The sequence below is a fragment of the Desulfonatronum sp. SC1 genome (genome assembly GCF_003046795.1).
Taxonomy (GTDB): Bacteria; Desulfobacterota; Desulfovibrionia; order Desulfovibrionales; family Desulfonatronaceae; genus Desulfonatronum.
On the sequence record NZ_PZKN01000022.1, the window covers coordinates 44274 to 70013 of the forward strand.

23 protein-coding genes, 1 tRNA gene and 1 riboswitch are annotated in these 25740 nt (G+C 60.6%); of the genes, 15 read left to right on the top strand and 9 right to left on the bottom strand.

Annotated elements, in window-relative coordinates:
* Positions 1-8: 8 nt before the first annotated feature.
* The 3 genes from C6366_RS12395 to ftsY all read right to left on the bottom strand — a co-directional run bounded on the left by C6366_RS12395 (position 9) and on the right by ftsY (position 3407).
* On the bottom strand, positions 9-713 hold the full coding sequence (locus C6366_RS12395) for a TVP38/TMEM64 family protein (RefSeq protein WP_158269767.1): 705 nt from the start codon (positions 711-713) through the stop codon (positions 9-11).
* A gap of 121 nt (positions 714-834) precedes the next feature.
* Positions 835-1620, bottom strand: coding sequence for a glycosyltransferase family 2 protein (locus tag C6366_RS12400; RefSeq protein WP_107738323.1), 786 nt, complete (start codon positions 1618-1620; stop codon positions 835-837).
* A 23-nt stretch (positions 1621-1643) separates the two neighbouring features.
* Positions 1644-3407, bottom strand: coding sequence for a signal recognition particle-docking protein FtsY (ftsY, locus tag C6366_RS12405; protein ID WP_107738325.1), 1764 nt, complete (start codon positions 3405-3407; stop codon positions 1644-1646).
* 341 nt (positions 3408-3748) lie between these two features.
* On the opposite strand from ftsY, the gene C6366_RS12410 reads away from it, so the two are divergent.
* Both C6366_RS12410 and C6366_RS12415 read left to right on the top strand, forming a co-directional pair.
* Complete coding sequence (locus C6366_RS12410; protein ID WP_233248490.1) at positions 3749-4012, top strand: type II toxin-antitoxin system Phd/YefM family antitoxin; 264 nt, start codon at positions 3749-3751, stop codon at positions 4010-4012.
* Positions 4009-4395, top strand: a complete 387-nt coding sequence (locus C6366_RS12415) for a type II toxin-antitoxin system VapC family toxin (protein WP_107738329.1) — start codon at positions 4009-4011, stop codon at positions 4393-4395. The genes C6366_RS12410 and C6366_RS12415 overlap by 4 nt, the downstream gene beginning before the upstream one ends.
* A gap of 73 nt (positions 4396-4468) precedes the next feature.
* On the opposite strand, the gene panB is transcribed toward C6366_RS12415, so the two are convergent.
* Entirely contained in the window at positions 4469-5269 is an 801-nt protein-coding gene (gene panB, locus C6366_RS12420) for a 3-methyl-2-oxobutanoate hydroxymethyltransferase (RefSeq protein ID WP_255412098.1), read from the bottom strand.
* Between the two features lies 1 nt (position 5270).
* Positions 5271-5705, bottom strand: a complete 435-nt coding sequence (locus C6366_RS12425; protein ID WP_107738333.1) for a CBS domain-containing protein — start codon at positions 5703-5705, stop codon at positions 5271-5273.
* Positions 5706-5921: 216 nt separating this feature from the next.
* On the opposite strand from C6366_RS12425, the gene C6366_RS12430 reads away from it, so the two are divergent.
* From C6366_RS12430 to C6366_RS12470, 9 genes are all read left to right on the top strand, one after another.
* Positions 5922-6893, top strand: coding sequence for an ABC transporter substrate-binding protein (locus C6366_RS12430; RefSeq protein ID WP_306460432.1), 972 nt, complete (start codon positions 5922-5924; stop codon positions 6891-6893).
* A 152-nt stretch (positions 6894-7045) separates the two neighbouring features.
* Positions 7046-7930, top strand: coding sequence for an ABC transporter permease (locus C6366_RS12435; RefSeq protein WP_107738335.1), 885 nt, complete (start codon positions 7046-7048; stop codon positions 7928-7930).
* The gene (locus C6366_RS12440) at positions 7930-8724 is read left to right on the top strand and encodes an ABC transporter ATP-binding protein (protein WP_107738384.1); all 795 of its coding nucleotides are present in this window, start codon (positions 7930-7932) and stop codon (positions 8722-8724) included. The genes C6366_RS12435 and C6366_RS12440 overlap by 1 nt, the downstream gene beginning before the upstream one ends.
* A 119-nt stretch (positions 8725-8843) precedes the next feature.
* Positions 8844-9263 carry a nucleoside-diphosphate kinase gene (gene ndk / locus C6366_RS12445; RefSeq protein ID WP_107738337.1) on the top strand — a complete coding sequence of 140 codons (420 nt, stop codon included), beginning with the start codon at positions 8844-8846 and terminating at the stop codon, positions 9261-9263.
* Positions 9260-10066, top strand: a complete 807-nt coding sequence (proC, locus tag C6366_RS12450; RefSeq protein WP_107738339.1) for a pyrroline-5-carboxylate reductase — start codon at positions 9260-9262, stop codon at positions 10064-10066. The genes ndk and proC overlap by 4 nt, the downstream gene beginning before the upstream one ends.
* A gap of 209 nt (positions 10067-10275) precedes the next feature.
* Positions 10276-10367: riboswitch (cyclic di-GMP riboswitch) on the top strand.
* A 150-nt stretch (positions 10368-10517) separates the two neighbouring features.
* Positions 10518-11057 carry a GspH/FimT family protein gene (locus tag C6366_RS12455; protein ID WP_158269768.1) on the top strand — a complete coding sequence of 180 codons (540 nt, stop codon included), beginning with the start codon at positions 10518-10520 and terminating at the stop codon, positions 11055-11057.
* Between the two features lie 15 nt (positions 11058-11072).
* Positions 11073-11369: a GspH/FimT family pseudopilin gene (locus C6366_RS20715; RefSeq protein ID WP_146164846.1), complete on the top strand. Its 297-nt coding sequence runs from the start codon at positions 11073-11075 to the stop codon at positions 11367-11369.
* Positions 11370-11775: 406 nt separating this feature from the next.
* Entirely contained in the window at positions 11776-12180 is a 405-nt protein-coding gene (locus tag C6366_RS12465) for a type IV pilin protein (RefSeq protein ID WP_107738386.1), read from the top strand.
* Positions 12181-12335: 155 nt separating this feature from the next.
* On the top strand, positions 12336-13394 hold the full coding sequence (locus tag C6366_RS12470) for a radical SAM protein (RefSeq protein WP_107738345.1): 1059 nt from the start codon (positions 12336-12338) through the stop codon (positions 13392-13394).
* Between the two features lie 15 nt (positions 13395-13409).
* On the opposite strand, the gene amrS is transcribed toward C6366_RS12470, so the two are convergent.
* A complete protein-coding gene (gene amrS, locus C6366_RS12475) occupies positions 13410-14642 on the bottom strand; it encodes an AmmeMemoRadiSam system radical SAM enzyme (protein ID WP_107738348.1) in 1233 nt (410 codons plus the stop codon).
* Between the two features lie 21 nt (positions 14643-14663).
* Complete coding sequence (locus C6366_RS12480; protein WP_107738350.1) at positions 14664-17309, bottom strand: spermine synthase; 2646 nt, start codon at positions 17307-17309, stop codon at positions 14664-14666.
* A gap of 366 nt (positions 17310-17675) precedes the next feature.
* Between C6366_RS12480 and pyk the strand changes: the two genes are divergently transcribed.
* Positions 17676-19118, top strand: a complete 1443-nt coding sequence (pyk, locus tag C6366_RS12485; protein ID WP_107738352.1) for a pyruvate kinase — start codon at positions 17676-17678, stop codon at positions 19116-19118.
* Positions 19119-19198: 80 nt separating this feature from the next.
* Here pyk and C6366_RS12490 read toward each other — a convergent pair whose 3' ends face one another.
* Entirely contained in the window at positions 19199-21400 is a 2202-nt protein-coding gene (locus C6366_RS12490; protein WP_107738354.1) for a bifunctional alpha,alpha-trehalose-phosphate synthase (UDP-forming)/trehalose-phosphatase, read from the bottom strand.
* Positions 21401-21883: 483 nt separating this feature from the next.
* On the opposite strand from C6366_RS12490, the gene argF reads away from it, so the two are divergent.
* From argF to argH, 3 genes are read left to right on the top strand one after another with little or no spacing between them, the layout of a single operon-like run.
* Positions 21884-22792 (top strand): ornithine carbamoyltransferase, encoded by a 909-nt coding sequence (gene argF / locus C6366_RS12495; RefSeq protein ID WP_107738388.1) that lies wholly within the window; start codon positions 21884-21886, stop codon positions 22790-22792.
* A gap of 33 nt (positions 22793-22825) precedes the next feature.
* The gene (locus C6366_RS12500; protein ID WP_107738356.1) at positions 22826-24019 is read left to right on the top strand and encodes an argininosuccinate synthase; all 1194 of its coding nucleotides are present in this window, start codon (positions 22826-22828) and stop codon (positions 24017-24019) included.
* Positions 24019-25440: an argininosuccinate lyase gene (gene argH / locus C6366_RS12505; protein ID WP_107738358.1), complete on the top strand. Its 1422-nt coding sequence runs from the start codon at positions 24019-24021 to the stop codon at positions 25438-25440. The genes C6366_RS12500 and argH overlap by 1 nt, the downstream gene beginning before the upstream one ends.
* Positions 25441-25507: 67 nt before the next feature.
* Here the strand turns inward: argH and C6366_RS12510 are convergent.
* A tRNA-Sec gene (locus C6366_RS12510) sits at positions 25508-25601 on the bottom strand.
* Positions 25602-25740 lie beyond the last annotated feature (139 nt).

Genomic DNA, 25740 nt, shown 5'->3' on the forward strand with positions numbered 1-25740 from the left:
ATGGTTGGTTATGGGGTCAATGGCGGGTTGGCGTGGTGCATTTTTCGGCGATAGGCGTCGATGCCGAACCAGATGATCACAAAGGCGATCACTGCGGCGACGATGAAGGCAATGCTGGTTTGGAGCGTCTCCTGGGTGGCCCCGGTCCCGATCAGGGTTGCTGGAATGGCCTGGGGAAAGGTGCCCAGAAACGTGCCCAGCAGAAAGTGACCATGCCGAAGGGGCAGCATGCCCATCATGATCGTGGAATAGAAGCCGGATAGCGGCATCATCCGGATTCCAAACACGGACATCACCCCGCCCTTGCCGATGCGTTTTTGAACGGCGTTCAGGTTGGGCCGGTGGCGGAGAAAGGAAAAGCTCCATCCCGCGTGGCGAACCAGATTGAAGACAACGTAAAAGCCCAGCACAGTTCCGGCCTGGGTCAGCACCAGACCCTGCCAGAAACCGAAGGCCATGCCGCCGATGGAGCAGAGCAGCAGCCGGGGAACGCCCAGGCAGACCAGGAGGGTCACTCCGGCGATGTACAGCGCCATTCCGAAAAGGCCGCGCTGCGTGAACCAGACCCCGAGCAGTTCGGTCCTGGCCAGCAGGGAGCGCAGCGGCGTGACGTTCATCAGGACCAGCCCCAGCAGGACAACGCCGATCAGGACAATGCCTACCAAGCGTGAGCGGGTCCAGAATCCGCTTCCGATTTTCGTTTCGGCTTCCACGTCGGCTCCCGCATCAGCCTTTGCGACGGAAAGACCGGGAGGACCTCCTGGAGGAGGTGCGGAGGCTTTATCGATGAGGTTCGTAGGGGAGTCCGTGGTGGTAAGGTGAATGGCGTGTTGATCAGTCATGGGGCGGCGAAGAGGGGTTGTGAACGTGCTCCCAGCGCCGTGCCGGGATGGCTCGTCGAGCGTACCAGCGCACGGCGACGCAGTCCAGCAGCCCGCGCCAGAGGCGGTTGCCGATGCCGTACTTGGAAACGCCACTGATCCGGGGACGGTGGTTGATGGGCAGCTCGACCACGGTCAGTCCCCGGCAACGCAGCAGGGTGGGCAGAAAGCGGTGCATGCCGTTGAACACCAGGAGCTCCGGCAGGGCGGTTCGGCGCAGAGCACGGAACGTGCAGCCGGCGTCCGAGATCCGGTCCCCGGAGACCATGTCCCGGAATCGGTTGGCCAAGCGGGAGGAGACGCGCTTGACCCAATTGTCCCGGCGGTTGGCCCGGATGCCGCAAACCATGTCCGTTTCCGGGGTCAGGGCGCGTAGCAGGCGGGGGATGTCCGTCGGGTCGTGCTGCATGTCCGCGTCCATGGTGACCAGAATTTGGCCACGGGCGACCTGGAACCCGGTGGCGAAGGCCGCGCTTTGGCCCAGGTTGCGGGGGTGTCGAACGACCCGAAGCCGGTCGTGGTCGGCGCTCAGTCGGGTCAGCAGGCCCAGGCTGCCGTCCTGGCTGCAATCATCCACGCAGATAATTTCGGAGGGTCGGCCCAAACCGATCAGGACCGCCGTCAATTCGTCAAGAAGCTGCTCTAGGCAGCCTTCTTCATTGTAGACCGGCAGGATGCAGGAAACGGCTGGCTGCCCAGCGGTTGAGGGCGTGGAAGGTTCGGAGGGCGTGGAGAGCATGGGGCGAAAGCGCGGTAACAGTATCAGTTCACCAGAGCCTTGGCGAAATCCTCGCCGCTGAACGGTCGGAGGTCTTCCATCTTCTCGCCCAGGCCAACAAAACTGATGGGCATGCCGAACTCCAGGGCGATGGCCACAACGATGCCGCCCTTGGACGTGCCATCCAGCTTGGTCAGGATGATCTCGTCCACGCTGACCGCCTCGTTGAACAGCTTGGTCTGGGACAGGGCGTTCTGCCCGGTGGTGGCGTCCACCACCAACAGGCAGCGATGGGGCGCACCGGGAAGTTTCTTGGCCAGGACGCGTTTGATCTTGCGCAGTTCGTCCATCAGGTCGACCTTGGTGTGCAGGCGGCCCGCGGTGTCCAGGAAGACCACGTCGTGGCCGCCTTGCAGGGCGGCGTCCACGGCCTCGTAGGCCACGGCGGCCGGGTCAGCACCTTCGCCCTTGCTGAAGAAGTCCGCGCCGGTGCGCTTGGCCCAGATGGTGAGCTGTTCCATGGCCGCGGCCCGGAAGGTGTCCCCGGCGGCCACGAGGACCTTGCGGCCCTGCATCTGGGCGCGGTGGGCCAGTTTGGCGATGGTCGTGGTCTTGCCCACGCCATTCACGCCCACCACCAGCACGATTTCCGGACCCTGGGGCAGATTGACGACCTTGGGTTTGGGGAAGATGGCGGCCAGTTCCTGGCGCAGCATTTCCCGGAACGCCTCGGGTTCGCTGATGTCTTCCTTGCGCACCCGGTCCTTGAGCCGGTCCAGGAGCATGGCCGCGGAGCGGTGCCCCACGTCGGCCATGATCAGCACTTCCTCCAGCTCCTCCCAGAACGGGTCGTCGAACTTGCGATGGGCCGAGAGCAGGGCGTCAATGCGTTTGGTGAGCTGTTCCCGTGTCTTGTTCAGGCCTTCGGAGAGCTTCAGGAAGAGGCGGTCCCGCTCGTCCTCCTCGTCTTCCAACTCCAGGGCCAGGGCCAGTCGGTACTGCAATTCGGACCGGAATTCGGCCACCTGCTCGTACCCCATGTCCTCCAGCCAGTCCCGGAACTTGGTGATGAACAGCTCCGCCTCGTCCTCCGGGGCCTCCAAGGCCTGGAACAGGAAGCGCAACCGCTCCCACAACTCGTTGCCCTTGGTCTCCACTCCGGAAAGGGTGTGCTCCAGCCAGACACTGAGCTTGGGCTCGGCCCCGCGCAGGGCCTGCATGACCTGGGCCTGCCACGCCGGGACTTCAGTTGTTCGTCCGGGGTCGGAAGGTTTGGCTGTCACGGGCTTGGCGGGTTGTTCCGGTTGCATCGCCGTTGGTTTGGCGGGCTGACGGGAAAACAGTCGGGAAAGCAGGCCTGGACGGGCCTGGGCAGGCTGGACTTCGGTTTCGGAGGCTGGCTCCAGAGAAGGCTCGGAGACGGATTCGGAAACAGACTCAGACGAGGCTTCTTGGCGCGGCTCCGAGGGAGTGTCCGAAACAGTTTGCGTGACGGTTTCCGGGGGAGTTTCCTGGATGACTTCCGAAACTGCCGGACGTTCCTCTTCCGGTTTCGGCTCGGGTTCGGATGCGGTTCCGGAAGCGCTTTCGGAAGTGCTCTCAGGAGCGTGCTCCGCGACCGGCTCCGGAGAAGGCTCGACCGGCTCCGGTTCCGGCGTAGGCGTTGTTGGCTCCAGGTCCGCCGGAACAGCCTTGATCGTCTCCGGCCCCTCTGGGGACGGCTTCGGTTCCGGCTGTTCGACCGTTTCTTTAGCCTTGGTCGCTTCTTCGGTGGACCACCACTTTTTTACCTTGGAGAAAAAACCCATATGTTCTGTTCCTGACTGTTTTTGAGATCGTAAAAAGAGGATGAGCCGCGTCATTCACGGCCAAAGCGGTTCTTATCCAGGCTTGCCGGTCAAGGCAATGCCTTGGTGCATCGGGTCAGGAATTCGTCGAAATCAAGGTCAATTCTGAACCCTGATGTGGTTATGTCATGATCGCAGGACAAAAAACCGGCTTTTACAATTTTTTTCAACTATGGACGAAGATATCATTATTTTTGAACTTGACGAAAATTATTTTGTAAACTAAGTTTGATGAACTAGGTTTTGTCGCCATGAGGAGGAGATGGAAGCGGCGGGTAGTTTGCAAGATAGATAAAGAGGAGATGGAGATGCAGGTTGTCAATATTCATGAAGCGAAGACTCACCTCTCGCGATTGGTCGATGAAGCCGCGCGGGGCAACGCTTTCATCATCGCCAAGGCTGGCAAGCCAATGGTCAAGGTTTCCCCATTGCCGGAGGGGGGGGCTTCGGATGTTCAGCGCTTGGGGTTCATGGCCGGGGAGGTCGTCGTGCCGGACGACTTCGATGCAATGGGAACGGAACAGATTGAGGATTATTTTTTCAATAACCAGAGTCCTTTGCCATGAAACTGCTTCTGGACACGCACATTCTGCTTTGGGCGGCCGGAAATCCGGAGAAACTATCTGAAAAGGCCAGGGCAATACTTCTTGAGCCAAGTAATTCTTTGTTTTTCAGCGCTGCCAGTATCTGGGAAGTAGTCATCAAGCAGGGTCTTGGACGCGACGATTTTAAAGTTGATGCGCAACGTCTCAGAAAAATGCTCATTTTGAACAGGTATAGCGAATTGTCAATAACCTCGGAGCATGTTTTGCGCGTTCATGCTCTGCCTACGCTGCACAAGGATCCTTTCGATCGACTCCTGATTGCCCAGTCCCTGAGTGAAGGAATGCTTTTGCTTACCGTGGACGAGGCCGTTATCGCCTATCAAGGCGGCGTTTTGGCCGTGTAGTGTTTTATTCGCGTATCCCCGGCACCACCTCAGTTCTCCTTATTGGGACATTCCATTTCCTTGATCGCGTTCATCACTTGAAAACGTGCTCATCTCCTGGAAACGTTCCGGCCTTGACCTCCTGAACGTATTCCCGAACCGCATCGCGCATCACAATGCCGACCTGGGCGTATTTTTTCACGAATTTCGGGGTGAAGCGGTCGTAGAGGCCGACCACGTCGTGGAAGACCAGGACCTGGCCGTCGCAGCCCGGTCCGGCACCGATGCCGATGGTCGGAATGGTCAGTTGCTTGGAGATGGTCTGGGCCAGGGGGGCCGGGACGCATTCCAGGACCAGGCCGAAGGCCCCGGCTTCCTCCAGGGCAACAGCGTCTTCTCGGATGCGCTGGGCTGCGGCGTCGGTCCGACCCTGGACCTTGAATCCGCCCAGTTGGTGAACGTGTTGGGGCGTCAGACCGACATGGCCGAGGACGGGGATGCCATTCTGGGTCATCTTGCGCACGGCGGGCAGGATTTCCCGTCCGCCCTCTACCTTGACCGCGTGCATCCCGGCTTCTTGTAAAAAACGTCCAGCGTTGACAAGGGCCTGTTCCGGCGAAACCTGGTAGCTCATGAAGGGCATGTCACCCACCAGCAGCGCCCGTTGCGCTCCCCGGGCCACGGCCCGGCAGTGATGGAGCATGTCCTCCATGGTCACGGACAGGGTGTTCTCCAGGCCGAGCATGACCATGCCCAGGGAGTCGCCGACCAGCATGACGTCCACCCCGGCCTCGTCCAGCAGTTTGGCCGTGGCCCAGTCATAGGCCGTCAAGACGGTGATCTTCTCGCCCTGGCGCTTCATTTCCAGGAGCGTGGCCGTGGTCGCTTTGCCCACTTCATGCCTCCATCTTGTCCAAGGCATCCATCAGGCTGATGGTTAGTTTGAGAAAGTCGGCCTCGGTCAGAATGCCCACGAGTCTTTCGTCCTCCACGACGGGCAGACAGCCGTATTTGTGCTGGAGCAGGAGTTCCGCGGCCTCGCGCAGGTCCACGTCCGGAGAGATGGTCGTCACGTCCCGGCGCATGATTTCGTGGATGGGAATGGAGGCGTCGATCTCGTTTTGGACTTCATCCTCGATGTCGGCCAACTTGGAAATGGTTACTGCCAGGAGGTCTCGGTGAGTCAGCAGGCCGACGAAGCGTTCTTCCTGGTCCACGATGGGGATGTGACGGATTCGGCCCAGATTCATGATCGAACGGGCGGTCTGCACGTTGTCGTGCTCCTGAAGGGAAAAGACCTTTTTGGTCATCAGGTCGTTGACTTTCAGCATGGCGTTCTCCTTGTTGTTCGGGGATACCGTTTATCATTCACCGTTCGCGAACAGTCTGTCAAGGATGACCGGACACTCCGTTATTATTCAAAAATGCTTGTGGATTGTGGCATGACAAGTACTTCTTGTTCTTTGCCGGGATATCGGATATATTTTTTCGTTTTTTCACCCATATTTCCCATATTTTTGTAGATGAGCTCTACGAGGAGAGACCTTATGATGAACCGTTTCGTCTTGTCGGCATGTCTTGTTTTGATGTTCGGGTTGTCCGCTTCGGCTGGCGCGGAGCAGGCGAAAGTCGTCTCCGTCAACCAGTTCGTCGAGCATCCGGCCCTGGATTCCGTGCTGCGCGGGTTCCAGGAACAGTTGCGTGAGGAAGGTTTTCAGGTCGAGTATCGGGTGCATAACGCCCAGGCCAACATGGCCACGGCCAACCTGATCGCCCAGCAGATCGTGGGCGAGCGCCCGGACCTGGTGCTGGCCATCGCCACTCCCTCGGCCCAGGCCATGGCCCAGACCGTGAAAAAGAACCCTTCGATGCAAAAGACCCCCATCCTGTTCAGCGCGGTGACCGATCCGCTGGGTGCCGGGCTGGTCAAGGACCTGCAAAATCCTGGTGAAAACATCACCGGCACCTCGGACTTGACCCCCATGGATCAACATTTGGCCCTGATCCGGGAGTTTCATCCGGAATTGACCTCCCTGGGCGTTATCTACAACTCTGGGGAAGCCAATTCCCGCGCCTTGGTTGATCTGCTCAAGGCCGAGACGGTCAAGGCCGGGATCAAGCTGGAAGAAGCCACCGTGGCCCGGTCCAGCGACGTGTTCCAGTCCGCCCGCAGCTTGGTGGGCCGGACCCAGGCCGTGTACGTGCCCACGGACAACACCGTTGTTTCGGCATTCGAGGCCCTTGCCAAGGTCTGCCAGGACAACAAGCTGCCCCTGTACGCCGCGGACGTGGATTCCGTGCCTCGAGGCGCGGTGGCCGCGCTGGGTTTCGACTATTACGAACACGGCCGTCAGGCCGGAGCCATGGCCGGGCGCATTTTTCGCGGGGCCGACCCGGCGACCACCCCGGTGGAAACCCAGCAGGAACTCGAACTACACATCAATCTCCCCGCCGCCGAGGCCATGGGCGTGACCATCCCCCAGGCGCTCCTGGACCGGGCCGGGAAGATTCTCGAATAATCAACAATTCTCTTGTCTGTTCGTGCTCAGTCGTCTCGCTGGGCACGAGCACGAACAAAGCGGCTTTTAACCCTTCCTCGTGACGTTCTTATTTCCATGAACATATCCATGCTGCTCGTTTTTTGCGGAATTAATGAATCCGGAGTTCGCCCATGACCTTGTACGCGCTGTTGGGCGCGGTGGAGCAGGGGTTGGTGTACGGGATCATGGTCCTAGGCGTATACCTGACCTTTCGGGTGCTCAACTTCCCGGATCTGACCGTAGACGGCAGTCTGCCTCTGGGAGCCGCGGTCTGCGCCGTAGCCATCACCTCGGGGATCGATCCGTTTCTCTCTCTGTTTCTGGCCATGTTCGCCGGGTTTCTGGCCGGGATGATCACCGGGTTTCTGAACACCAAGCTGGGTATTTTGCATCTCCTGGCCTCCATCCTGACCATGATCGCCCTGTATTCCATAAATATCCGGGTGATGAGCGGCCCCAACGTTTCTTTGCTGGGCCGGGACACGATCCTCGACCCATTGATGGGCTTGGGCTTGCCCGGGTATTTGTCCTCCATCGTCCTGTTTTCGTTCATCGGGGCGGCCATCGTGATCTTCCTGATCTGGTTCCTGCATACCGAGTTCGGCCAGACCATGCTGGCCACGGGGGACAATCCCCGGATGATCACCAGCCAGGGCGTGAACACCCACAGCGTGATCATCATCGGCGTGGGGCTGTCCAACGCCATGGTGGCCTTCAGCGGGGCGTTGATCGCTCAGAATCAGGGCGCGGCGGATGTGAACATGGGCGTGGGGACCATTGTTGCCGGGCTGGCCTCGGTGATCGTGGGCGAAACGGTCTTCGGCCGGGGCGGAATCATGCGCGCCGTGATCGCGGCCCTGCTCGGCTCGATTCTTTACCGGCTGGCCATCGCCATGGCCCTGAGCATGAAGCTGGGCGCCTTTTCCTTCACTCCCAGCGACCTGAACCTGATCACCGCGCTGCTGGTGGTCCTGGCGCTCACCGCGCCCAAAATCAAGGCGCGGTTCTTCTCATGATGCTGTCCCTGAAAAACGTCATCAAGTATTTTCACCGGGGCAGCGTGAACGAGGTCCTGGCCCTGCAAAACGTATCCCTGGATGTCCGACGCGGGGACTTCATCTGCATCATCGGTTCCAACGGGGCTGGCAAATCCACTTTGTTGAACTGCCTGGCCGGATGCTTTTTCCCGGATCAGGGCAGCATCCTCCTGGATGATCGGGACATCACTGGCTGGCCGGAGTACAAGCGGGCCAAGTTCATCGGCCGGGTCTTCCAGGACCCGCTGCTGGGCACCTGCGCTTCCATGAGCATCGAACAGAATCTGGCCCTGGCCTTGCGCCGGGGACGCTTCCGGGGGCTGTCCGCCGGGGTGCGCCGTCTGGACCGAGATCTGTTTCGGGAAAAACTGCGCATGTTGGACCTGGGGCTGGAGGATCGATTCCAAGACGCCGTGGGGCTGCTTTCCGGCGGGCAACGCCAGGCCCTGACCATGGTCATGGCCACCCTGATCCGCCCGGACATCCTGCTGCTGGACGAACACACCGCGGCCCTGGACCCCAAGACCGGCCAGCAGATTCTGGAGCTCACCGACCGCTTGGTGGAAAGCATGGAACTGACTACCCTGATGGTCACCCACAACATGCACCAGGCTCTGCGCATGGGCAACCGGCTGATCATGATGCACCGGGGCGAGATCATTCTGGACATCTCCGGCGAGGAAAAAAAGCGCTTGGAAGTGGACGACCTGCTGGCCCGGTTCTACAGCCTGAAGCAGGAAGCCTTTGCTTCGGATAAGATGCTGTTGGTGTGAGTATTCAGAGGTCAGAAGTCAGGAAGCGGGGCTGCGGGCATTGGGTGGATGAGGGGCGTAACCCCGAACTGTGAAACGTGAACCCCAAACAAACCACATAAACCAACGGAGTTTTTTCGATGTCTGAACGTACCCTTTGCATGATCAAGCCGGACGGCGTGGAGCGGAATTTGATTGGAAATGTGTTGACCCGGATCGAGACCGCCGGGTTGCGGATTGTGGCTCTGCGCAAGCTGCGGCTGACCACGGCCCAGGCTGAGGGCTTTTATACCGTACATAAGGAGCGTCCTTTTTTTCAGAGCCTGGTGAGTTACATGACCTCCGGGCCCATCGTGGCAGCGGTTTTGGAAGGCGACAACGCTATTGCCCGCTGGCGGGAGCTGATGGGCGCTACCAATCCGGCCAACGCCGCCGAAGGCACCATTCGCAGGGATTTGGCCCTGGACGTGGAGCGGAACACGGTGCACGGCTCCGACGCCCCGGAGACCGCGGGTCAGGAAATTCCTTATTTCTTCAACACCATGGAGCAGCAGGGATGAGTGCCTTGCGCATCGGGTGCATCGGGCTCGGGAACATGGGGGCGGCCCTGATCAAGGCCGTCTCCACTCGCCCGGATACGTCCATTCATGGGTTTGATCCAGATAAGAGCAAGGCGCGGGATCTGGCCGGACTGCCCGGCTTCGTCGCGGCGGAGTCCATTGAAGAGGTGCTCCGAAACGCAGACTTTGTTTTTCTGGCGGTCAAACCGCAGATCATGTCCAAGGTCCTGACCGAAGCCCTTCCGGCCCTGCGGCCGGAGACCTGTCTGATATCCATAGCCGCCGGGATCGGGATGGAGCAGCTGCGAGCCTGGTCGGAAGATCGCTGCGCCGTGGTCCGGGTCATGCCCAACACTCCGGCCATGGTCCGTTCCGGCGTCAGCGCGGTCTGCTTCGAAGACCCGAAGCTGATTGAAGCCGGGCAAACAACGATCATGGAACTCCTGGGCCTGTTGGGTCAGGTCCACGTTCTGCCGGAGCGGTATTTCCATGCTTTCACCGCCCTGGTGGGATCGGGACCAGCCTATGTGTTCCATTTCATGGACGCCCTGGTCCAGGCCGGAGTCTCAGCGGGCCTGGGACGGCCCCAGGCCGAGCAGATGGTCGCCGGACTGCTGGAAGGCTCAGTCAAACTGGTCCAGGAAACCGGCCTCAGCCTGAGCACCCTGCAGCACATGGTCACCTCGCCCGCGGGGACGACCATTGCCGCGTTGAACCACCTGGACAGAACGGCGGTCCGCGGCTCGATCATCGACGCTGTGCATGAGGCGGAACAGCGGAGTCGGGAGTTGGGGGAGGGGTAAGTTTTTACGTCCGTCAACGCAAACGAAAAAGGGGTCCATTTGACCCCTTTTTCGTTACAATGCGAGCGTCCTCTCAACGTCGGACATGAGTTCCTGAGAAAGGTGCGTCAGTCTGGGCAAAGTCTCTGGAAAAGTTTGGAATGAATTGCCTTGGTTCAGAAAAACTACTGGACATATTTTTGAGAGCAAAATAAAGTGCATCCCAAAGTGTCTGGCAAGGGCAAAGCACGCCGAAAGGCTGCGACGCAAAGCCACCGGCCTACAGTTCGGATGTACGAAATAGGGTAGCGGGGCCGCCGGACCGAAGAGGGGTTTTCCCTCCTGCTTTTTCCCGCTCTCGCTCCCTTTCGCCGGACCGGCAATGTTCCTCCGTTCCCACTTCTCCGCTTGTTTCGATGTTCCTGTCCACCGGGCAACCCTTCATTCGCTTTTTTATCTCCTTGAACTGGATGTGTCCATTCGTTCTTTGCGTCGAACTTCTTCCGGCTTGACCCTTGTCGATACCCTGGTCGCCATTGCCATCGCCTTGTTGTTACTGGCCGTCAGCGCGCCGTATCTAGGGGGGATGTTGCGCAGTGCCGGGGTTTCGACGACGGCCCATGAATTCCTGTCCACCCTCAGCTATGCCCGCAGCGAGGCCATCAACCGTAATCAGCGGATCACTGTCTGCAAGAGCGCGGACGGCCGGGAGTGCACCACCCAGGGAGGCTGGGAACAGGGATGGATCGTGTTCGTGGATGCAGGAAACCAAGCCCAGGTGGCCGAGTCCGAGGACATTCTCCGGATGCGCGGTCCCTTGCGTGGCGAGACGACCTTGACCGGGAACATGCCCGTACGCAACTATGTATCATACGTCAGCAACGGTTCGACGCAGTACGTTAGCGGCGCGTTCCAAGCCGGCACTCTGACTCTCTGTCGTCAGGAGCGCGGAGTTAAGTTCGTCCTGGCCCGGGCAGGGAGGGTCAGGACGGAGAAGACCACCTGTCAGTGATCCATTTGGTTTTAGATAGAATGGAAATGTCACCAAAATAATAATGGCTTCTCCATCATCGAAGTCCTGATCGTGGTGGCCATCGCCGCCATCCTCACGGGCATCGCCATCCCGGCGTTCGACGTGTTTATAGGCAATACGCGGACCAGTACCGTGGCCAACGAGTTCGTTTCGGCGCTGAATCTTGCGAGAAGCGAGGCGATAAAGCGGGGTGTGGAGGTATATGTTTGTCGGAGTGAGAATGGTTCGTCTTGTGCACAAGTGGGTACTGGGGGCAGGGATGGCTGGTCGCGGACGAGACCAATGCCTTGATTGGAGTTCGTGATGGTCTGAAGGAGGCTTCAACTTTTTTCGGTAACGGTACGTTCTCCAACGACAACGTTAAGGTAACCTTCAAAAGGGATGGTACGTTGAAAGCAGCCGTCAACGAAGCCGTAGATTTTTTAAAGTCGAGAACATGGGCAGAGTGATGTGCATTTATGTTAATAATGCTGGCCGGGTTCGAACGAGTAAAAATTGCTGATGGAATAACGGACAAGGATTTTTCCAATGTTCTCCACGGCCTCCAGAGACTCCGCAACCATGCAACAGTATCGGGAAACCGCGAACAGACGATTCACGGCTTTGGCCAGTAGGCGTACGGACCGAAGGACGTGGGCATGGCGCGAAAGGCGCGTGTACGTTATTTTCCGTGTTGTTTCGCTGCAAGGAAGGTTTCATGACCAATTCGAAAGGCTTCACCATCATCGAACTCCTCATCGTGGTCGCTATCCTGGGTATTCTGGCGGCCATCGCCATTCCGTCGGTGACCAAGTACACCACCAACGCCCGCCGGGCGGACGGGAAGACGGCCCTTTTGGCCGCGGCCCAGGCCATGGAGCGGCATTATACGAATAATTACACGTATGTTGGGGCGACGATAGGTTCCGCCACTACAGACTTAATCCCTGAGAACTCGGACAGCGGCTACTACATCCTCAGCTTCACAACCAATGGCACGAACCCCGCTGCGGACAAATTTGAAATCCAGGCCGAGGGGCAAGGCAAGCAAGCCGGCGACACTGCCTGTCAGATAATGACCATCGACCAGTTGGGAAGAAAGACGCCCTCAGGGTGTTGGTAATGATTCTTTTTTAATCTCTATGAGGAAGCGACAATCTCATGAAGGACGAGAGCATTGACGTTCAGAGCTAAGCGGTTGCATCGCGGCGGGGCCGATTTATCATCACTTCGTTGGTCTTTGTTCCGGAGATATGTCGCGAACTCTGGAGGTGACGCATGGCAACGACACGGAGATGCTTCTTGCAAGGGCTGGCGCTGGCCGCGGGGTCGGTGTTCGCCGGCGGATGCGCCGAGGCCCTGGATTCAAGTCTCAACAGCGACGGATGGCGTCCGGCCTACGCCGACCTGGAGGATGCCGGGATGCTGGCCGCGCGCATCGAGCAGGCCTATGCCAAGCTGGAGCAGTGCGACCTTTGCCCCCACGCCTGCGGGGTGAATCGGCTTGGCGGGGAAACGGGCTTTTGTGAAGCCCGGGGGCGGGCCGTGGTCCATAGCCACGGGCCGCACTTCGGGGAGGAATTGCCGCTGGTCGGCCGCAACGGCTCCGGGACCATCTTTTTCTCCCACTGCAACCTGCGCTGCGTCTTCTGCCAGAACTGGCCCATCGCCCACCTGGGCCACGGACGGGAGTTGGACGACGCCCGACTGGCGGACCTGATGCTGGATTTGCAGCGCCGGGGCTGCCACAACATCAATCTGGTCACCCCTACCCATTTCCTGCCCAACATCCTCGGGGCGGTGCGCATCGCCCGCCAGCAGGGCCTGCGCCTGCCGCTGTGCTACAATACCGGCGGCTATGAAACCGTGGAGAATGTCCGGTTGCTGGACGGCGTGGTGGACATCTATTTGCCGGACCTGAAGTTCATGAGTTCGGACGAGTCGGCCAGGTACGTGATCCAGGGACGGGGCGATTACCCGGCCATGGCCAAGGCCTCTATCCTGGAAATGCACCGGCAGGTGGGCGACGTGGACGTGTCCGGGGACGCGGTGGCCCGGCGTGGGTTGCTGATCCGCCACCTGGTCATGCCCAACCAGGTGTCCGGAACACGGGAATTCGTGGATTGGGTGGCCCGGGAGCTGCCCCAGGACACCTACGTGAACATCATGTCCCAGTACCGGGTGGAGCACATGGCCTTTGACCACGAACCCATCTCCCGGGCCATCACCTCCCGGGAATACGTGGAAGCCATGGACTGGGCCATGGCCGCCGGGCTGACCAACCTGGACAATCGCTCCCTGGCCAACCTGGAAATCCATCGGCGGATGCTGGAGTAGGGGCGCAAGCCCGCGTCAGTTCCAGATCCCAGGAATTTCCAGCTGGCAGTGGGGGCAACGGCCGTTCTGGATTCGCATTTGGTCCACGATGAACCCCACTCTGGTGATGATCGCTTGGCCACAGTCCGGGCAGAAGGTGTTTTCCCCGTCGTGGCCCGGGACCTTGGCCACGTAGACGAAGCGCAGGCCGGCCTCCAGGGCCGTGTCTCGGGCCCGGTCCAGGATGGAAACCGGGGTGCGGGGAAGGGCGGAGAGCCGGTACAAGGGGTAGAACCGGGCCAGATGCAGCGGGGTGTCCGGGCCCAGCTCCCCGGCGATCCAACGGCACATCTCGGCCAGAACGTTCATGTCGTCGTTGAGCGTGGGGATGATAATGCTGGTGATTTCCAGGTGCATCCCGGACTGTTTGATGATCCGCAGCGCGTCCTGCACCGGTTTGAGCTCCCCGCCGACCACGTTCCGATAGAAATCCGGATCAAATCCCTTCAGGTCCACGTTGGCTGCATCCAGCACCTCGCACAGATTCCGCAGGGGTTCCGGGCGGATGTAGGCCGCCGTGTGCATCAGATTGAGCATCCCCGCTACCCTGGCCAGCCTGGCCACCTCCAGCATGTATTCATAAAAGACCACCGGCTCGCCAAAGGCGAAGCTCACGGAACGCAGCCCGGCGGCCCGGGCCTGGGCCACCACGGCCTCCGGGGGCAGATCGTAGGCATGGACGTCCTCGGGGCGGACCAGGGCCATGTCCCAGACTTCGCAGAACTTGCAGTGCAGGTTGCAGCCGGCCGTGGAAACGGACAGGGCTCGGCTTCCCGGTAGGACGTGAAAGAACGGCTTGCGCTCCACCGGGTCTTCCTGAACCAGGACCGGGTTGCCATAGGTCAGCGTGACCCCCTGGCCGTCGCGGTTTTCCCGGACCCGACAGGAGGAGCGCTGTCCAGGGGCAAGAGTGCATTGATGGGGGCAGAGCATGCACTGGACGCCGTCGTTCGCCGCGGGACTGAACCAGGGAGACGGTCGGGGGCGGACAAGGCCTCGCTGGGCCGTCTGGTTGGATGCGCCGGCATTTTGGGCGTGCAGGTTGATCGGCAGTCCGGTGAGCCCGGAAACCCCCAACGCACCAGCCCCACATGCCGCCAGCCTCAGAAATTGTTTCCTGGTCATGGATTTGGTCGGGGCCTGGGCCTGGGCCGGGGGCGGGGTCAGATTCGGATTCGGATTCGGGCATGATGCGTTGTGGTGCGGCATAAAATACCTCGCTGCGCTGTCTCATGGTTGATCCGCAGTGACTGAGGGCTCGCGGGCGTGGCCTGATCCATCGGCGAGCGCGGCCAGGAGCGTGAGCCCGGCCGCGGCGTTGAGCGCCCCGGCCAGCAGGAAGCAGGCCGGAATGCCCTGGACCGGGGCGATGGCCACTCCAGCCAGGGCCGCGCCGAGGCAGGCCCCTGCCAGCTCCAGGCCGTAGATCCGGCCCGCGGCCTGTTCGGGTTTGCCGGTCAAGGCCGTGGAACAGGCCGCGGCCAGGGGGAAGTCAACTCCTCCGGCCAGGCCCGCGATGAAGGTCAGGGCCACGAACAGGATCAGCACGGTCAGGGAGGAGGTGATCGCCGCGGCCTGGGGCAGGAGCAACCCCACGGCCCAGGCCAGCGCGGCGATTCCGACCTGGACCAGGGCCAATCCCAGGGCCAGGGGCTTGGTCCGAGAGGCGGATGTATCATGAAGGAACCGCTGCCCCAGAAAAGTGCCCACGGCCAGCCCGGACATGAACACGGCCACGATGAGGCCCACGGTCTCGTATACAAATCCATATAGTCCTTGAAAGGCGAAGAGCAAGGCCACCTGCATCAACATGGTGGACATGCCGGTGGTCAGGGCCGCCAGGTTGACGGCCCATGCCAATCCGGCCGGAGAGTGTTTCGGGGAGGGCTTCCGGGAGCGTGCCCTGGGTGCTTGGGAGTGCATTTGGGAAGACTTGCGGGCTCTCCAGCGGGAAAGGGCAAGCACGGTCAGCACTGGGACCAGCAGGGCCGGAGCGATCCACCAGGGGCGGATATGGAGGATCGGTTTCAGGGCGTCCCGGCTTCCGGATCGGGTCAGCTCGTTCCAGTACATCAGTGTGTAGAAGTAGGCGATGGGCCGGAAATCCGAATTGATGAAGAAGCGCTCGGCCACTGGCGGCAATGTTGCCACGGCCTGGATTTGCGCTTCCAGCGGTTCCGGCGTTAAGGGCGGGGCCGGGGGGCCGTCCAGGTGCGCTTGAGGGGCGCGCCCGTGGTGGCGCAGGATCCAGTTGATACGGCGCAGTGTCGGTTCGTGCAGCAGCACATGGTAGTGCAGTCCGGAAAAGCCTTGGGCCGTGATTTCCCGCTGGTCGAAGCGCGATCGCAACAATTCCGGGTTCGCCGAAATCCGGTCCGGATCATCTGTGGCGAAGAATAGCAGATGCCGTTCCCCTACGGCCAGGACATGGCCGAACACGTCGGCCAAGGTGTGATGGATCGCGGTGTTGCGGTTGGACACGGCCAGCCCCCGCAGGTCCGGCGTGGATGTGACGCCCACGGCCAGCACTCCGCCCGGAGCGAGCAAATCCTGGGCCTGCTGGAAGAACTCCTGGGTGTAGGTGCGGTTCAGGACCGCGGTGGCCGGGTCCGGGGCGTCCACGATGATCATGTCGTAGGGCAAGGCCGCGCCGGACTTGACGAAGAGCCGGGAGTCGGTATGAATCATCCGGATTCCTGGGCGCTCCAGGGCAGCGAAGGTCCGGGCCGGGGCGTATTGGCGGGCCGTTTCCGTGAGCACGTTGTCCAGTTCGATGTAGTCCAATTCTCGGACCGGATGGCGCAGGATTTCCGCCAGCATGCCCCGCATTCCGCCGCCGATGAGCAGAACGCGTCCAGGGTCGGGATGCTGGACCAGGGCCAGGTGGGCCACGGCCACGGCCTCCTGTTCCTCCAATCCGGGCACGGCCGTATCCTGGCCCGCGGTGCTGAAGACCAGGTGGCCGCTCTGGAAAAAGCTATACTGGTCATCGCGGCGCAGCACGGCAATGGCCCCGTGCCTGGACGGCCGGGTCTCCACCAACTCGTGATCCGGGGCGAAATGCCGCCACTGGGCCGTAGCGGTCCAACGGTCCACGTGGTCCAGGGCGAAATAGAGCCCGGTGAGCAGCCCGATGACCATCAGGGTGATTATCAGGGTGGCAAGCACGGGTGCGAACAAGACCGGGGCCAAGGCGGCGTTTGGGCCGGCAAGGCGGCCCGCAAGCCCGCCCGAAAGTCCACTGGAAAGCCCACTGGGGCGCCGGCCTGCGCCCGGCCGATCAACCCCGTACAGGCCCAGGGCGACCGTGGCCATGAGCATCGCGGCCAAGGCCGTGATCTGAAAAGCGTTCAGGAGTCGGACCAGAACAAAGGTGAACAAAACGCCCGCGAGCGTGTTGCCCGCGGCTTCCACCATGTAGGTCTTGCTCGCCCCGGAGGCGTCCAAGGCCCTGTCCCGCTCTCGCCATATCCGGGCCAGCAGGACGAATTGGCCGCCCAGCAGCAGACAGGCCGGGGCCATGACCAGGAAACAGGAAAGGAACATTTCCCCAAGGCCCAGAGACGCGCCGGGCAGGACGTCGAAAAAAACGCGCAGGTTTCGGATCACAATGATGGTCGCCGGAAGGATCGGGATCAGACATCCGGCATTCAGGGCCAGGAGCAAGCCAGGGCGTGTCGCCCGCTGCGTGAGCCGACCGCCTAGCCAGCCGCCAACCCCGGTCCAGGCAAGCCACGCGGACAGGATGATCCCGATGGACAGCTCGTTGCCCTGAAAGACCATCAACAGTTCCCGCAAAAGCACTACCTGGGCGAGTTGGGAGACCATGCCCAGCATCAGGGTGGCGCAAACGTGGCGGGGAAAGGGGCGTGACATTGGAGGGCTTTGGCTGGGGGGGCTCTGATAGGGTGTGCCCAGTGAACGAGGTCTTTCCCGAACAGCCAACACGAAAAAAAAACAAAACGCAATCAGCCCACGGCAGGCCCCATCTTCATTTTTCGCATGGATGATCGGATTCTGGCGTAGCAACCCTCAGTGGTTGCCCATTTCTACAGAAAAGGGCAGGCACGGGGGCCTGCCCCTACGCCAAACCGCATATCCACGGGTAAAAACGCTTCCACCTGACGTCATGAACGGAACCGAGTCTATCCTGTTTTACTGTCAGGTCGCTTGCCATGCGCCGGCTTTCCGGATTAGCAGTTTTTTTTCGCCAATACTTATCCCAACTCAGGAGACAACCGCATGAAATCAAAAATCGTGGTCACGGTAGGGCCGGCAATCGATTCAGAGGAGGCGTTGCGCCGGATGATCGAGCAGGGGGTGCGCATCTTTCGGCTGAACTTTTCTCATGGCGACCGGCCCTACTTTGAAACGATCATCGCCCGGTTGAAAAAACTGGAGACCGAGATGGACGTCTCCTTGAGCCTGTTGCAGGATCTTTCCGGGCCCAAAATCCGGATCGGCGAACTCGCGGATGCACCTTGGGACGTGTACAAGGATGATTTGCTGTATCTTGGCCTGCCAGGCGGCCAAAAAGACCTGGAGGGTGCCGGACGGAGCGTAAATGGAGTGCGCTGGATGGACCTGGATCAGCCGAAAATGCTGGAAGTCCTGGAAATGGGCGACACCGTGACCCTCAGCGACGGCGGTTTGCAATTTCGGGTCATGGAAAAGCTCGACCCCCGGACGGTCCTGCTCAAGGCGCTCAACGCGGGATTGTTGTCGTCGAAAAAAGGCGTGGCTTTTCCGGGCAAGGTCAGTCCGCTCCCGGCATTCACGCCCAAGGATCGTATGGACCTGGCTTATGGCCTGGAACTGGGCGTGAACGTGGTGGCCCTGTCCTTTGTTCAGGACGCCCAGGACATCCGCTCTCTGATCAACGAGATGGAGCGACTGGGCCACCGGGTGCCGGTGATCGCCAAGCTGGAGCGGCGCAACGCCGTGGACAATCTTCAAGAGATTCTGGAGCTGGTGGACGGGATCATGGTCGCGCGGGGGGACCTGGGGCTGGAATGTCCCCTGGCCACCCTGCCGGGCATGCAAAAAGAGATCATCAAGGCCTGCAACCAGGCAGGCAAGCCGGTGATCGTGGCCACCCAGATGCTGCTGTCCATGGTGGACAATCCCATGCCGACCCGGGCCGAGATCACGGACGTGGCCAACGCCATTCACGACGGGACGGACTGCGTGATGCTCTCCGAGGAAACCGCCATCGGCAACCATCCCCTGGAGACGGTGCGCACCATGCGGGAAATCGGTCTGGAGGCCGAACGCTTCGGCGCGAAGCACCATCGGGGCCCCAGAGCGCCTCGGGATCAGAGCGATCCGGCCTGGTTTCTGGCCTATGCCGCATGTCTGCTGGCGGAGAAGGCCCAGGTTCGCGCCCTGGTGGCCCACAGTATTTCCGGGGCCACGATCCGCCATCTCAGCGCCTGTCGCCCGGAACAGCCGATCCATGCCCTCTGCCCGGACAATCCGGCGCGTCAGTTCCTGAATTTTTCCAAAGGCGTGGTCCCGCACTCGATCAAGGAACAACTCTCGGACCATCTGGACCGGACCGAGTATTTCGTGGACAGCAACCCGGATTTTTTCGCAACCGGCGAGGCCGTGGTGATTACCGCCGGACAGCCCAAGCCCCGCCAAGAACGCGTGGCCACGAACCTGGTGAAGATTTACGTGAAGTGAGGAATTTCAAGTAGCTATGCCAGAAACGTTGCTTTGTAGGCCGGATAAGGCGACAGCCGCATCCGGCACACGTCAAATGATCACAAAGTAAAGTTTTTCAGCAGCACCCCGGCGGCTCGCGGGTTGCGGATGTTGTAAGTGGCGTGGGACAGGTCGTGGCCGACACGAAGGGTTACGGCATGGTCCGGCAGGGTCTTGAACATTTCCTCGTCGCTTTCCGCGTCGCCCATGGCCAGGATGAAGTCCCAGTCACGAATGGAGCTGAAATGCATGGCGGCAACGGCCTTACTGATCCCGGCGCTACGCACCTCGACCACCATGGGGCTTTGCAGAATCTGGATGCCCACGTTGGAGGCCAGTCCGCGCAAGGTTTCGGCCAACTCCCGAGCCCGCTGCGTTCCCAGGTTGCGATCCGCTTGTCGATAATGCCAAGCCATGGAAAAGTCTTTGTCCTCGGTGAATGTCCCCGGCACCCGTGAGCTGAAGCGCTCCAGAATCGGGCGGATCTGGTCCTTCCAATCGTTGAGCAGGGGGCGGATCATCCGCCACTGTCCATTCGTTTCCCGGACCCAGACCCCGTGTTCGGCCACCAGGGCCACGGGCAGTTTGCCTAGGCAGCGTTCCAGGTTGTGCTTGTCCCGGCCGCTGAGGATGACCACCTGGGTTTCGGGCAGAGCGGTCAGTGTTTGGAGAGTGGTCCGGACTTCCTCCGAGGGGCAGGCCATGGACGGGGCGTCGTGAAAGGGCACCAGGGTGCCATCGTAGTCTAGCAGCAGCAGGCGGCTCGGGGCGGCCTTGCATCGTCGGACGACCTCTTGGGCCGCGTCGGCGCTGATGAACGTGGACTCCATCCGTAACTGCTCGGCCTTGACGTGCAGCAGGGAGTTCATGAAGTCCTCGGCCCAGTGGTTGACGTCGAAAAGTTTCAGCCGGTTTTTGAGCAGGGTCATGACCCTGCGCTGTTCCTCCTCCGGCGTTTCCAGGGCCGTATGAATGGCTTCGGCGAGGTCCGTCAGGCTGTTGGGGTTGACGATCAGGGTTTCCCCCAGTTCGATGGCCGCGCCCGCGGTCTCGCTGAGTACCAGTACTCCCTGGTCGTCGGTCTTGGCCGCGATATATTCCTTGGCGATCAGGTTCATTCCGTCGCGTAGCGGGGTAACCAGGGCCACGTCGCTGATGTCATAGAGCATAGTCAGCTCGCGCAACGGGTAGGCCGTGTACTGGTAGATGATCGGGGACCAGGACAGCTTGCCGAACCGGCCGTTGATTGCTCCTACGAACTCGTCGATCTGCTTTTTCATCTCCTGGTACTTGCCCACTCCGGTCCGGGATGGGACCACCACCAGCATCAGGACGACCCGCTCATGCCACTCCGGGTAGAGTTCCAGGAATTTCTCGTATCCTTTCAGCCTGTTGGCGATGCCCTTGCTGTAGTCCAGACGGTCGATGGAGAGCATGATCTTGGCCGATCCCAGGGAGGTGCGCAGCTCGCTTTTTTCGTCTTGGGTGCGTTGGTCTTGTGCGGCCTGGGCGTATTTATGATAGTCGATGCCCATGGGAAAGGTGTCCACCTTGACCAGCCGGTCCCCGACCATGATTTTGCCCAAGTGGTGGTCCAGCCCTAGAATGGCCGAGACGCTGTGCAGGAAATGCTGGGAATAGTCGTAGGTGTGAAAGCCGATCAGATCCGAGCCCAAAAGACCCTGCAGTAAGCGGGTGCGCCAGATGCTGGGCAGGAGGCGGAATATCTCATAGGACGGGAAGGGGATGTGCAGGAAGAAGCCGCTGGTCACGTCCGGCCTGCTGGTGCGGATCATCTCCGGCAGGAGCATGATCTGGTAGTCATGCACCCAGACCACGTCGTCCGGTTCCAGGATGGACTCCACGGTCTGGCGGAAAATGTCGTTGACCTGGACGTAGCTGTCCCAGGACGCCTCGTCGAATGCGACATAGGACGGGAAATAGTGGAACAGGGGCCAGAGGGTGGAGTTGCAGAACCCGAGGTAGAAGCTGTCCATCTGGCCCGGGGTCACGTTGACCGGGCAGATTCGGAACTTGCCCATAATCCGGGAGGAGAAGTCGAACCGACTCGGGTCGTCCAAATACATCCCCGGCCAGCCAACCCATAGCGGATCTCCGCTGAACGGCGAATTTTGGTCCAGGGAGTCCAGGTAGGAATTCAACCCCGTGGCCAGTCCGCCCACTGATTCCTTGGCGACGATCCTGCCGTCCTCTTCCACTAGATTGATGGGCAGTCGATTAGAGACGATGACGAGACGCATGGTTGCTCCTTGGAAATGCCGTGATATTGGGACCGGAGCCGGAGGCTCCGCTTGAGTGTTGTCACATAACGTTGACTCAGGAAAGCAGTGGATGTCAAATGTGCAATCCAATCAAGCTGTGGGCCTGATGAGCTTGGTGTAAAAAGTCTATTGCACCAAGCAGCGGTCAGTGGCGAGTTGCTAGAGATTAGTAAAAACAACATGTTGCATGAAGTCCACGAGGAGAGTGATTTGTCTCTAAGGCTTTTTACACGGACCATCCATGATGGGCCTTTTGACGAAGCAGGGAGCGCCGGACGCCTCTTAGGTTTCCGATGAAGGAAGCCATTTTTTGTTCTTTACACCGACAATACCCCAGGCTATGTTCAATATTTTTCTTTGCGCAAGAGTTGCTTCCGACCTGTGTTCATCGTCCGGACCGGGTCATGGAGTTTGTTCATCTTGAATCCCCCGCGAGAGTTTGGCGGGGCTCGTGAGGGCGTGATGGCTCGACATTTTTTGCAAATAACCGATTTGAAACGTTCCGAGTCCTGGAACATGCTGGCCAGGGCCAAGGAGATCAAAGCCTCCAATTGGCGTTCGTCCCTGCTTGATGGCAAGACGCTGATCCTGCTGTTCGAAAAGGCCTCCACCCGGACACGGATTTCCTTTGAAGTGGCCATCCGGGCACTGGGCGGCGACGTGTTGTTCATGACTAATAAGGACTCCCAGCTCGGTCGGAACGAACCTTTGCGGGACACGGCACGGGTTTTCGGCCGCTACGTCCAGGGCGTGGTGGTGCGGACTTTTGCCCAGGAAGTGCTTGAAGAACTGGCCTCGGCGGGCGGGATCCCGGTGATCAACGCTTTGACCGACCTGCATCACCCCTGCCAAGTGATGAGCGACATGCTGACCATTTTCGAACAGACCCCGGACATCCCGAGCCTGAAAATCGCCTGGGTGGGCGACGGGAACAACATGGCCAACTCCTGGCTGCACGCGGCCATGCATTTTTCTTTTGCGCTGCATCTGGCCGTGCCCCCGGGATACGAGCCGGATCCCGAGGTTTTGCAACAAGCCCGCGAGAACGGGGCTAACGTGGTGGTGACCAACGATCCCAAGGAAGCCGTGAACGAAGCCCACTACGTGAACACCGACGTCTGGGCTTCCATGGGCCAAGAGGACGCGGCGGAGGAACGGCGGGAGATTTTCGCGCCCTTTCAGGTCAATTCCCGGCTTCTGGCCCTGGCTCGGCCGGACTGCAAGGTCCTGCACTGCCTCCCGGCCAAACGCGGAGAGGAGATAACCGACCAGGTCATGGAGGGCGAGGCCTCCCTGGTCTGGGATCAGGCCGAGAACCGGCTGCATATGCAGAAGGCTTTGTTGGAATGGGTTTTTAGTGAACAGAGCTAACGAGAACATTACGGACGGGATGGGTGCGAGGCGATGAGTCAAAATATTGAAAAGGTCGTACTGGCCTACTCCGGCGGTCTGGATACGTCGGTGATTTTGAAATGGATCAAGGAAAACTACTCCTGCGAAGTGATCGCTTTTACCGCGGACCTGGGCCAGGGGGAGGATCTCTCCGGCGTGGAACGCCGGGCACTGGAAACCGGCGCGACCAAGGCCTATGTCGAGGATTTGCGCGAAGAGTTCGCCAAGGATTTCATCTTTCCGATGATGCGGGCCAACGCGGTGTACGAGGGCCGGTATTTACTGGGCACCTCCATCGCCCGACCCTTGATCGCCAAGCGAATGGTGGAGATCGCCCGGGCCGAGGGCGCTCAGGCCATTGCCCACGGGGCCACGGGCAAGGGCAACGACCAGGTGCGGTTCGAACTGACCGCCGCGGCACTGGACAAAACCCTGAAGACCATCGCTCCTTGGCGAGAGTGGGATCTGCGTTCGCGTACGGACTGCGTCGAATACGCCCAAAAACACGGCATTCCCGTGACCGTAACCAAAGACAAGCCCTATTCCTGCGACGGAAATCTGCTGCACCTTTCTTTTGAAGGGGGCGAACTGGAAGACCCCTGGGCCGAGCCCGGGCCGCACACGTACATGATGTGCGTCCCGCCGGAACAGGCACCGGACCGGCCGGAGATCGCAACCATCGAATTCGAGGGCGGAGATCCCGTGGCCCTCAACGGCCAGGCCATGAGTCCGGCGACGATCATGGCCGAGCTGAACGCTCTGGGCGGACGGCACGGTATTGGTCGCCTGGATATGGTGGAGAGCCGTTTCGTGGGCATGAAGTCCCGCGGGGTCTACGAAACCCCGGGAGGGACGATTCTTCAAACCGCCCACCGGGATCTGGAAGGCCTGACCTTGGACCGGGAAACCATGCGCCTGCGCGATCAATTGATCCCGCAGTATGCGGCCATGGTCTACAACGGGTTCTGGTTCGCTCCGGAGCGAGAAGCCCTGCAAGCCTTCATCGACAAGACCCAGGAACGGGTGCGGGGCACGGTGCGGCTGAAACTGTACAAGGGATCGGTCTCGGTGCTGGGCCGCAAGTCGGACGTTTCTCTGTATAACCCGGAACTGGCCACTTTTGAGCAAGACATGGTCTACGACCAAGCCGACGCGGCGGGGTTCATCCGGTTGAACGCCCTGCGGCTGCGAGCCTGGAATCAGTAATGTCCGGAAAAGAATCCACCGGCAAACTCTGGGGCGGACGGTTCGAGGCGGCCACGAACCGGCTCGTGGAGCATTACACGGCTTCGGTCGGGGTGGATCGCCGCCTAGCCATGCAGGACATTCGAGGCTCCATGGCCCATGCCCGGATGCTGGGCAGGCAGGGCGTTTTGCGAGCCGAGGACGTGGACGCCATTCTGGAGGGGCTGCGGCGGGTCGAAGCCGAGGTCGCGGATGGAACCTTCGTCTGGAAAGACGAACTGGAAGACGTCCACATGAACATCGAGGCCCGGTTGACCGAGCTGATCGGCGAAGCCGGCAAGCGGTTGCACACCGGACGCAGCCGCAACGACCAGGTGGCCCTGGACTTCCGGTTGCATGTGGACGAGGCCCTGGCGCAGTGGCAGATATACCTGGGCGAATTGATCCACGTACTGGCCAGCCGGGCCGAGGAGCACGTCCGGACCCTGCTGCCCGGCTGCACCCATTTGCAGCCGGCCCAGCCGGTCAGCCTGGCCCAGCACCTACTGGCCTACGCCTGGATGTGTCGCCGGGACTTCGACCGGGTCGCCGACGCCCGCAAGCGGGTCCGGGTCAGCCCGTTGGGAGCCGCGGCCCTGGCCGGAACCACCTATCCCATTGACCCGGAAATGGTCGCCCGGGAAGTGGGGTTTCCCGAAATTTTCGCCAACAGCATGGACGCGGTGGCGGACCGGGACTTTGTCATGGAGCCCGTGTTCTGCGCCTGCTTGATCATGGCTCACCTGTCCCGACTTTGCGAGGAACTGATTCTCTGGGCCAATCCAGCCTTCGGATTCGTGCGGCTGCCCGACGCCTTTGCAACGGGATCGAGCATCATGCCCCAGAAAAAGAACCCGGACGTGGCCGAGTTGATGCGCGGCAAGACCGGGCGGGTCTATGGCGACCTGACGGCCTTGCTGACCCTGGTCAAGGGCCTGCCGCTGACGTACAACCGAGACTTGCAAGAAGATAAAGAGCCGTTTTTTGATGCGGACACGACCGTGTCGTCCTCGTTGCGATTGATGGCCGCGATGATGGCCGAAATGGAGTTCGTCCCCGAACGGATGCTGGCCCTGCTGCGCAAGGGCTTTCTCAATGCCACGGAACTGGCCGATTATCTGGTGGCCAAGGGCTTGGCCTTTCGCGATGCCCACCATGCCGTGGGGCGGGCCGTGGCCTTTGCCGAGGAGCGGAGGCAGGGTTTGGAAGATTTGTCTCTGGAAGCGTTGCGGTCTTTTTCTCCGCTGATCGAGGAAGACGTCTTCGAGGTGCTGGATTATCACCAAGCCGTGGCTCGGCGCTGCGCGCCGGGGGGCACGGGCGAGGGTCCGGTACGCCGACAAATCGCCGATCTCCGAGCGTGGCTGGAGACCGTGCGCCCATCGGCGTGGCCGGTCCGCTGAGATGTTTTGGGTGCGAATGACGCGAAGACTGTGCGAGAGAAGGTGCACGGAGTGGGTGACGAGGAAATGGCGGAAGCGTATAGGAGTCGAACCTACCGACGACCTCTCGACCGTCCACTGGATTTGAAGTCCAGGCGCCACACCGGTGACGAAACGCTTCCCCGACTCATGCCCAAATGCACGCCTGATGCGTACTGGGCTTGTTCTTGCTGCTTGACGAACAGCGGTGACTTGTATCCATTTCGTCCTTGATCCGCAAGAGCGGGATGAGAAATACCCAAGGTAATTCCGTTTCTGATC

Bases quoted from the DNA above. Each gene is read 5' to 3' on its own strand.
- C6366_RS12400 (WP_107738323.1), bottom strand. From the start codon at position 1,620: ATGCTCTCCACGCCCTCCGAACCTTCCACGCCCTCAACCGCTGGGCAG.
- ftsY (WP_107738325.1), bottom strand. From the start codon at position 3,407: ATGGGTTTTTTCTCCAAGGTAAAAAAGTGGTGGTCCACCGAAGAAGCG.
- C6366_RS12410 (WP_233248490.1), top strand. From the start codon at position 3,749: ATGGAGATGCAGGTTGTCAATATTCATGAAGCGAAGACTCACCTCTCG.
- C6366_RS12415 (WP_107738329.1), top strand. From the start codon at position 4,009: ATGAAACTGCTTCTGGACACGCACATTCTGCTTTGGGCGGCCGGAAAT.
- C6366_RS12425 (WP_107738333.1), bottom strand. From the start codon at position 5,705: ATGCTGAAAGTCAACGACCTGATGACCAAAAAGGTCTTTTCCCTTCAG.
- C6366_RS12430 (WP_306460432.1), top strand. From the start codon at position 5,922: ATGATGAACCGTTTCGTCTTGTCGGCATGTCTTGTTTTGATGTTCGGG.
- C6366_RS12435 (WP_107738335.1), top strand. From the start codon at position 7,046: ATGACCTTGTACGCGCTGTTGGGCGCGGTGGAGCAGGGGTTGGTGTAC.
- C6366_RS12440 (WP_107738384.1), top strand. From the start codon at position 7,930: ATGCTGTCCCTGAAAAACGTCATCAAGTATTTTCACCGGGGCAGCGTG.
- ndk (WP_107738337.1), top strand. From the start codon at position 8,844: ATGTCTGAACGTACCCTTTGCATGATCAAGCCGGACGGCGTGGAGCGG.
- proC (WP_107738339.1), top strand. From the start codon at position 9,260: ATGAGTGCCTTGCGCATCGGGTGCATCGGGCTCGGGAACATGGGGGCG.
- C6366_RS12465 (WP_107738386.1), top strand. From the start codon at position 11,776: ATGACCAATTCGAAAGGCTTCACCATCATCGAACTCCTCATCGTGGTC.
- C6366_RS12470 (WP_107738345.1), top strand. From the start codon at position 12,336: ATGGCAACGACACGGAGATGCTTCTTGCAAGGGCTGGCGCTGGCCGCG.
- amrS (WP_107738348.1), bottom strand. From the start codon at position 14,642: ATGCCGCACCACAACGCATCATGCCCGAATCCGAATCCGAATCTGACC.
- C6366_RS12480 (WP_107738350.1), bottom strand. From the start codon at position 17,309: ATGTCACGCCCCTTTCCCCGCCACGTTTGCGCCACCCTGATGCTGGGC.
- pyk (WP_107738352.1), top strand. From the start codon at position 17,676: ATGAAATCAAAAATCGTGGTCACGGTAGGGCCGGCAATCGATTCAGAG.
- C6366_RS12490 (WP_107738354.1), bottom strand. From the start codon at position 21,400: ATGCGTCTCGTCATCGTCTCTAATCGACTGCCCATCAATCTAGTGGAA.
- argF (WP_107738388.1), top strand. From the start codon at position 21,884: ATGGCTCGACATTTTTTGCAAATAACCGATTTGAAACGTTCCGAGTCC.
- C6366_RS12500 (WP_107738356.1), top strand. From the start codon at position 22,826: ATGAGTCAAAATATTGAAAAGGTCGTACTGGCCTACTCCGGCGGTCTG.
- argH (WP_107738358.1), top strand. From the start codon at position 24,019: ATGTCCGGAAAAGAATCCACCGGCAAACTCTGGGGCGGACGGTTCGAG.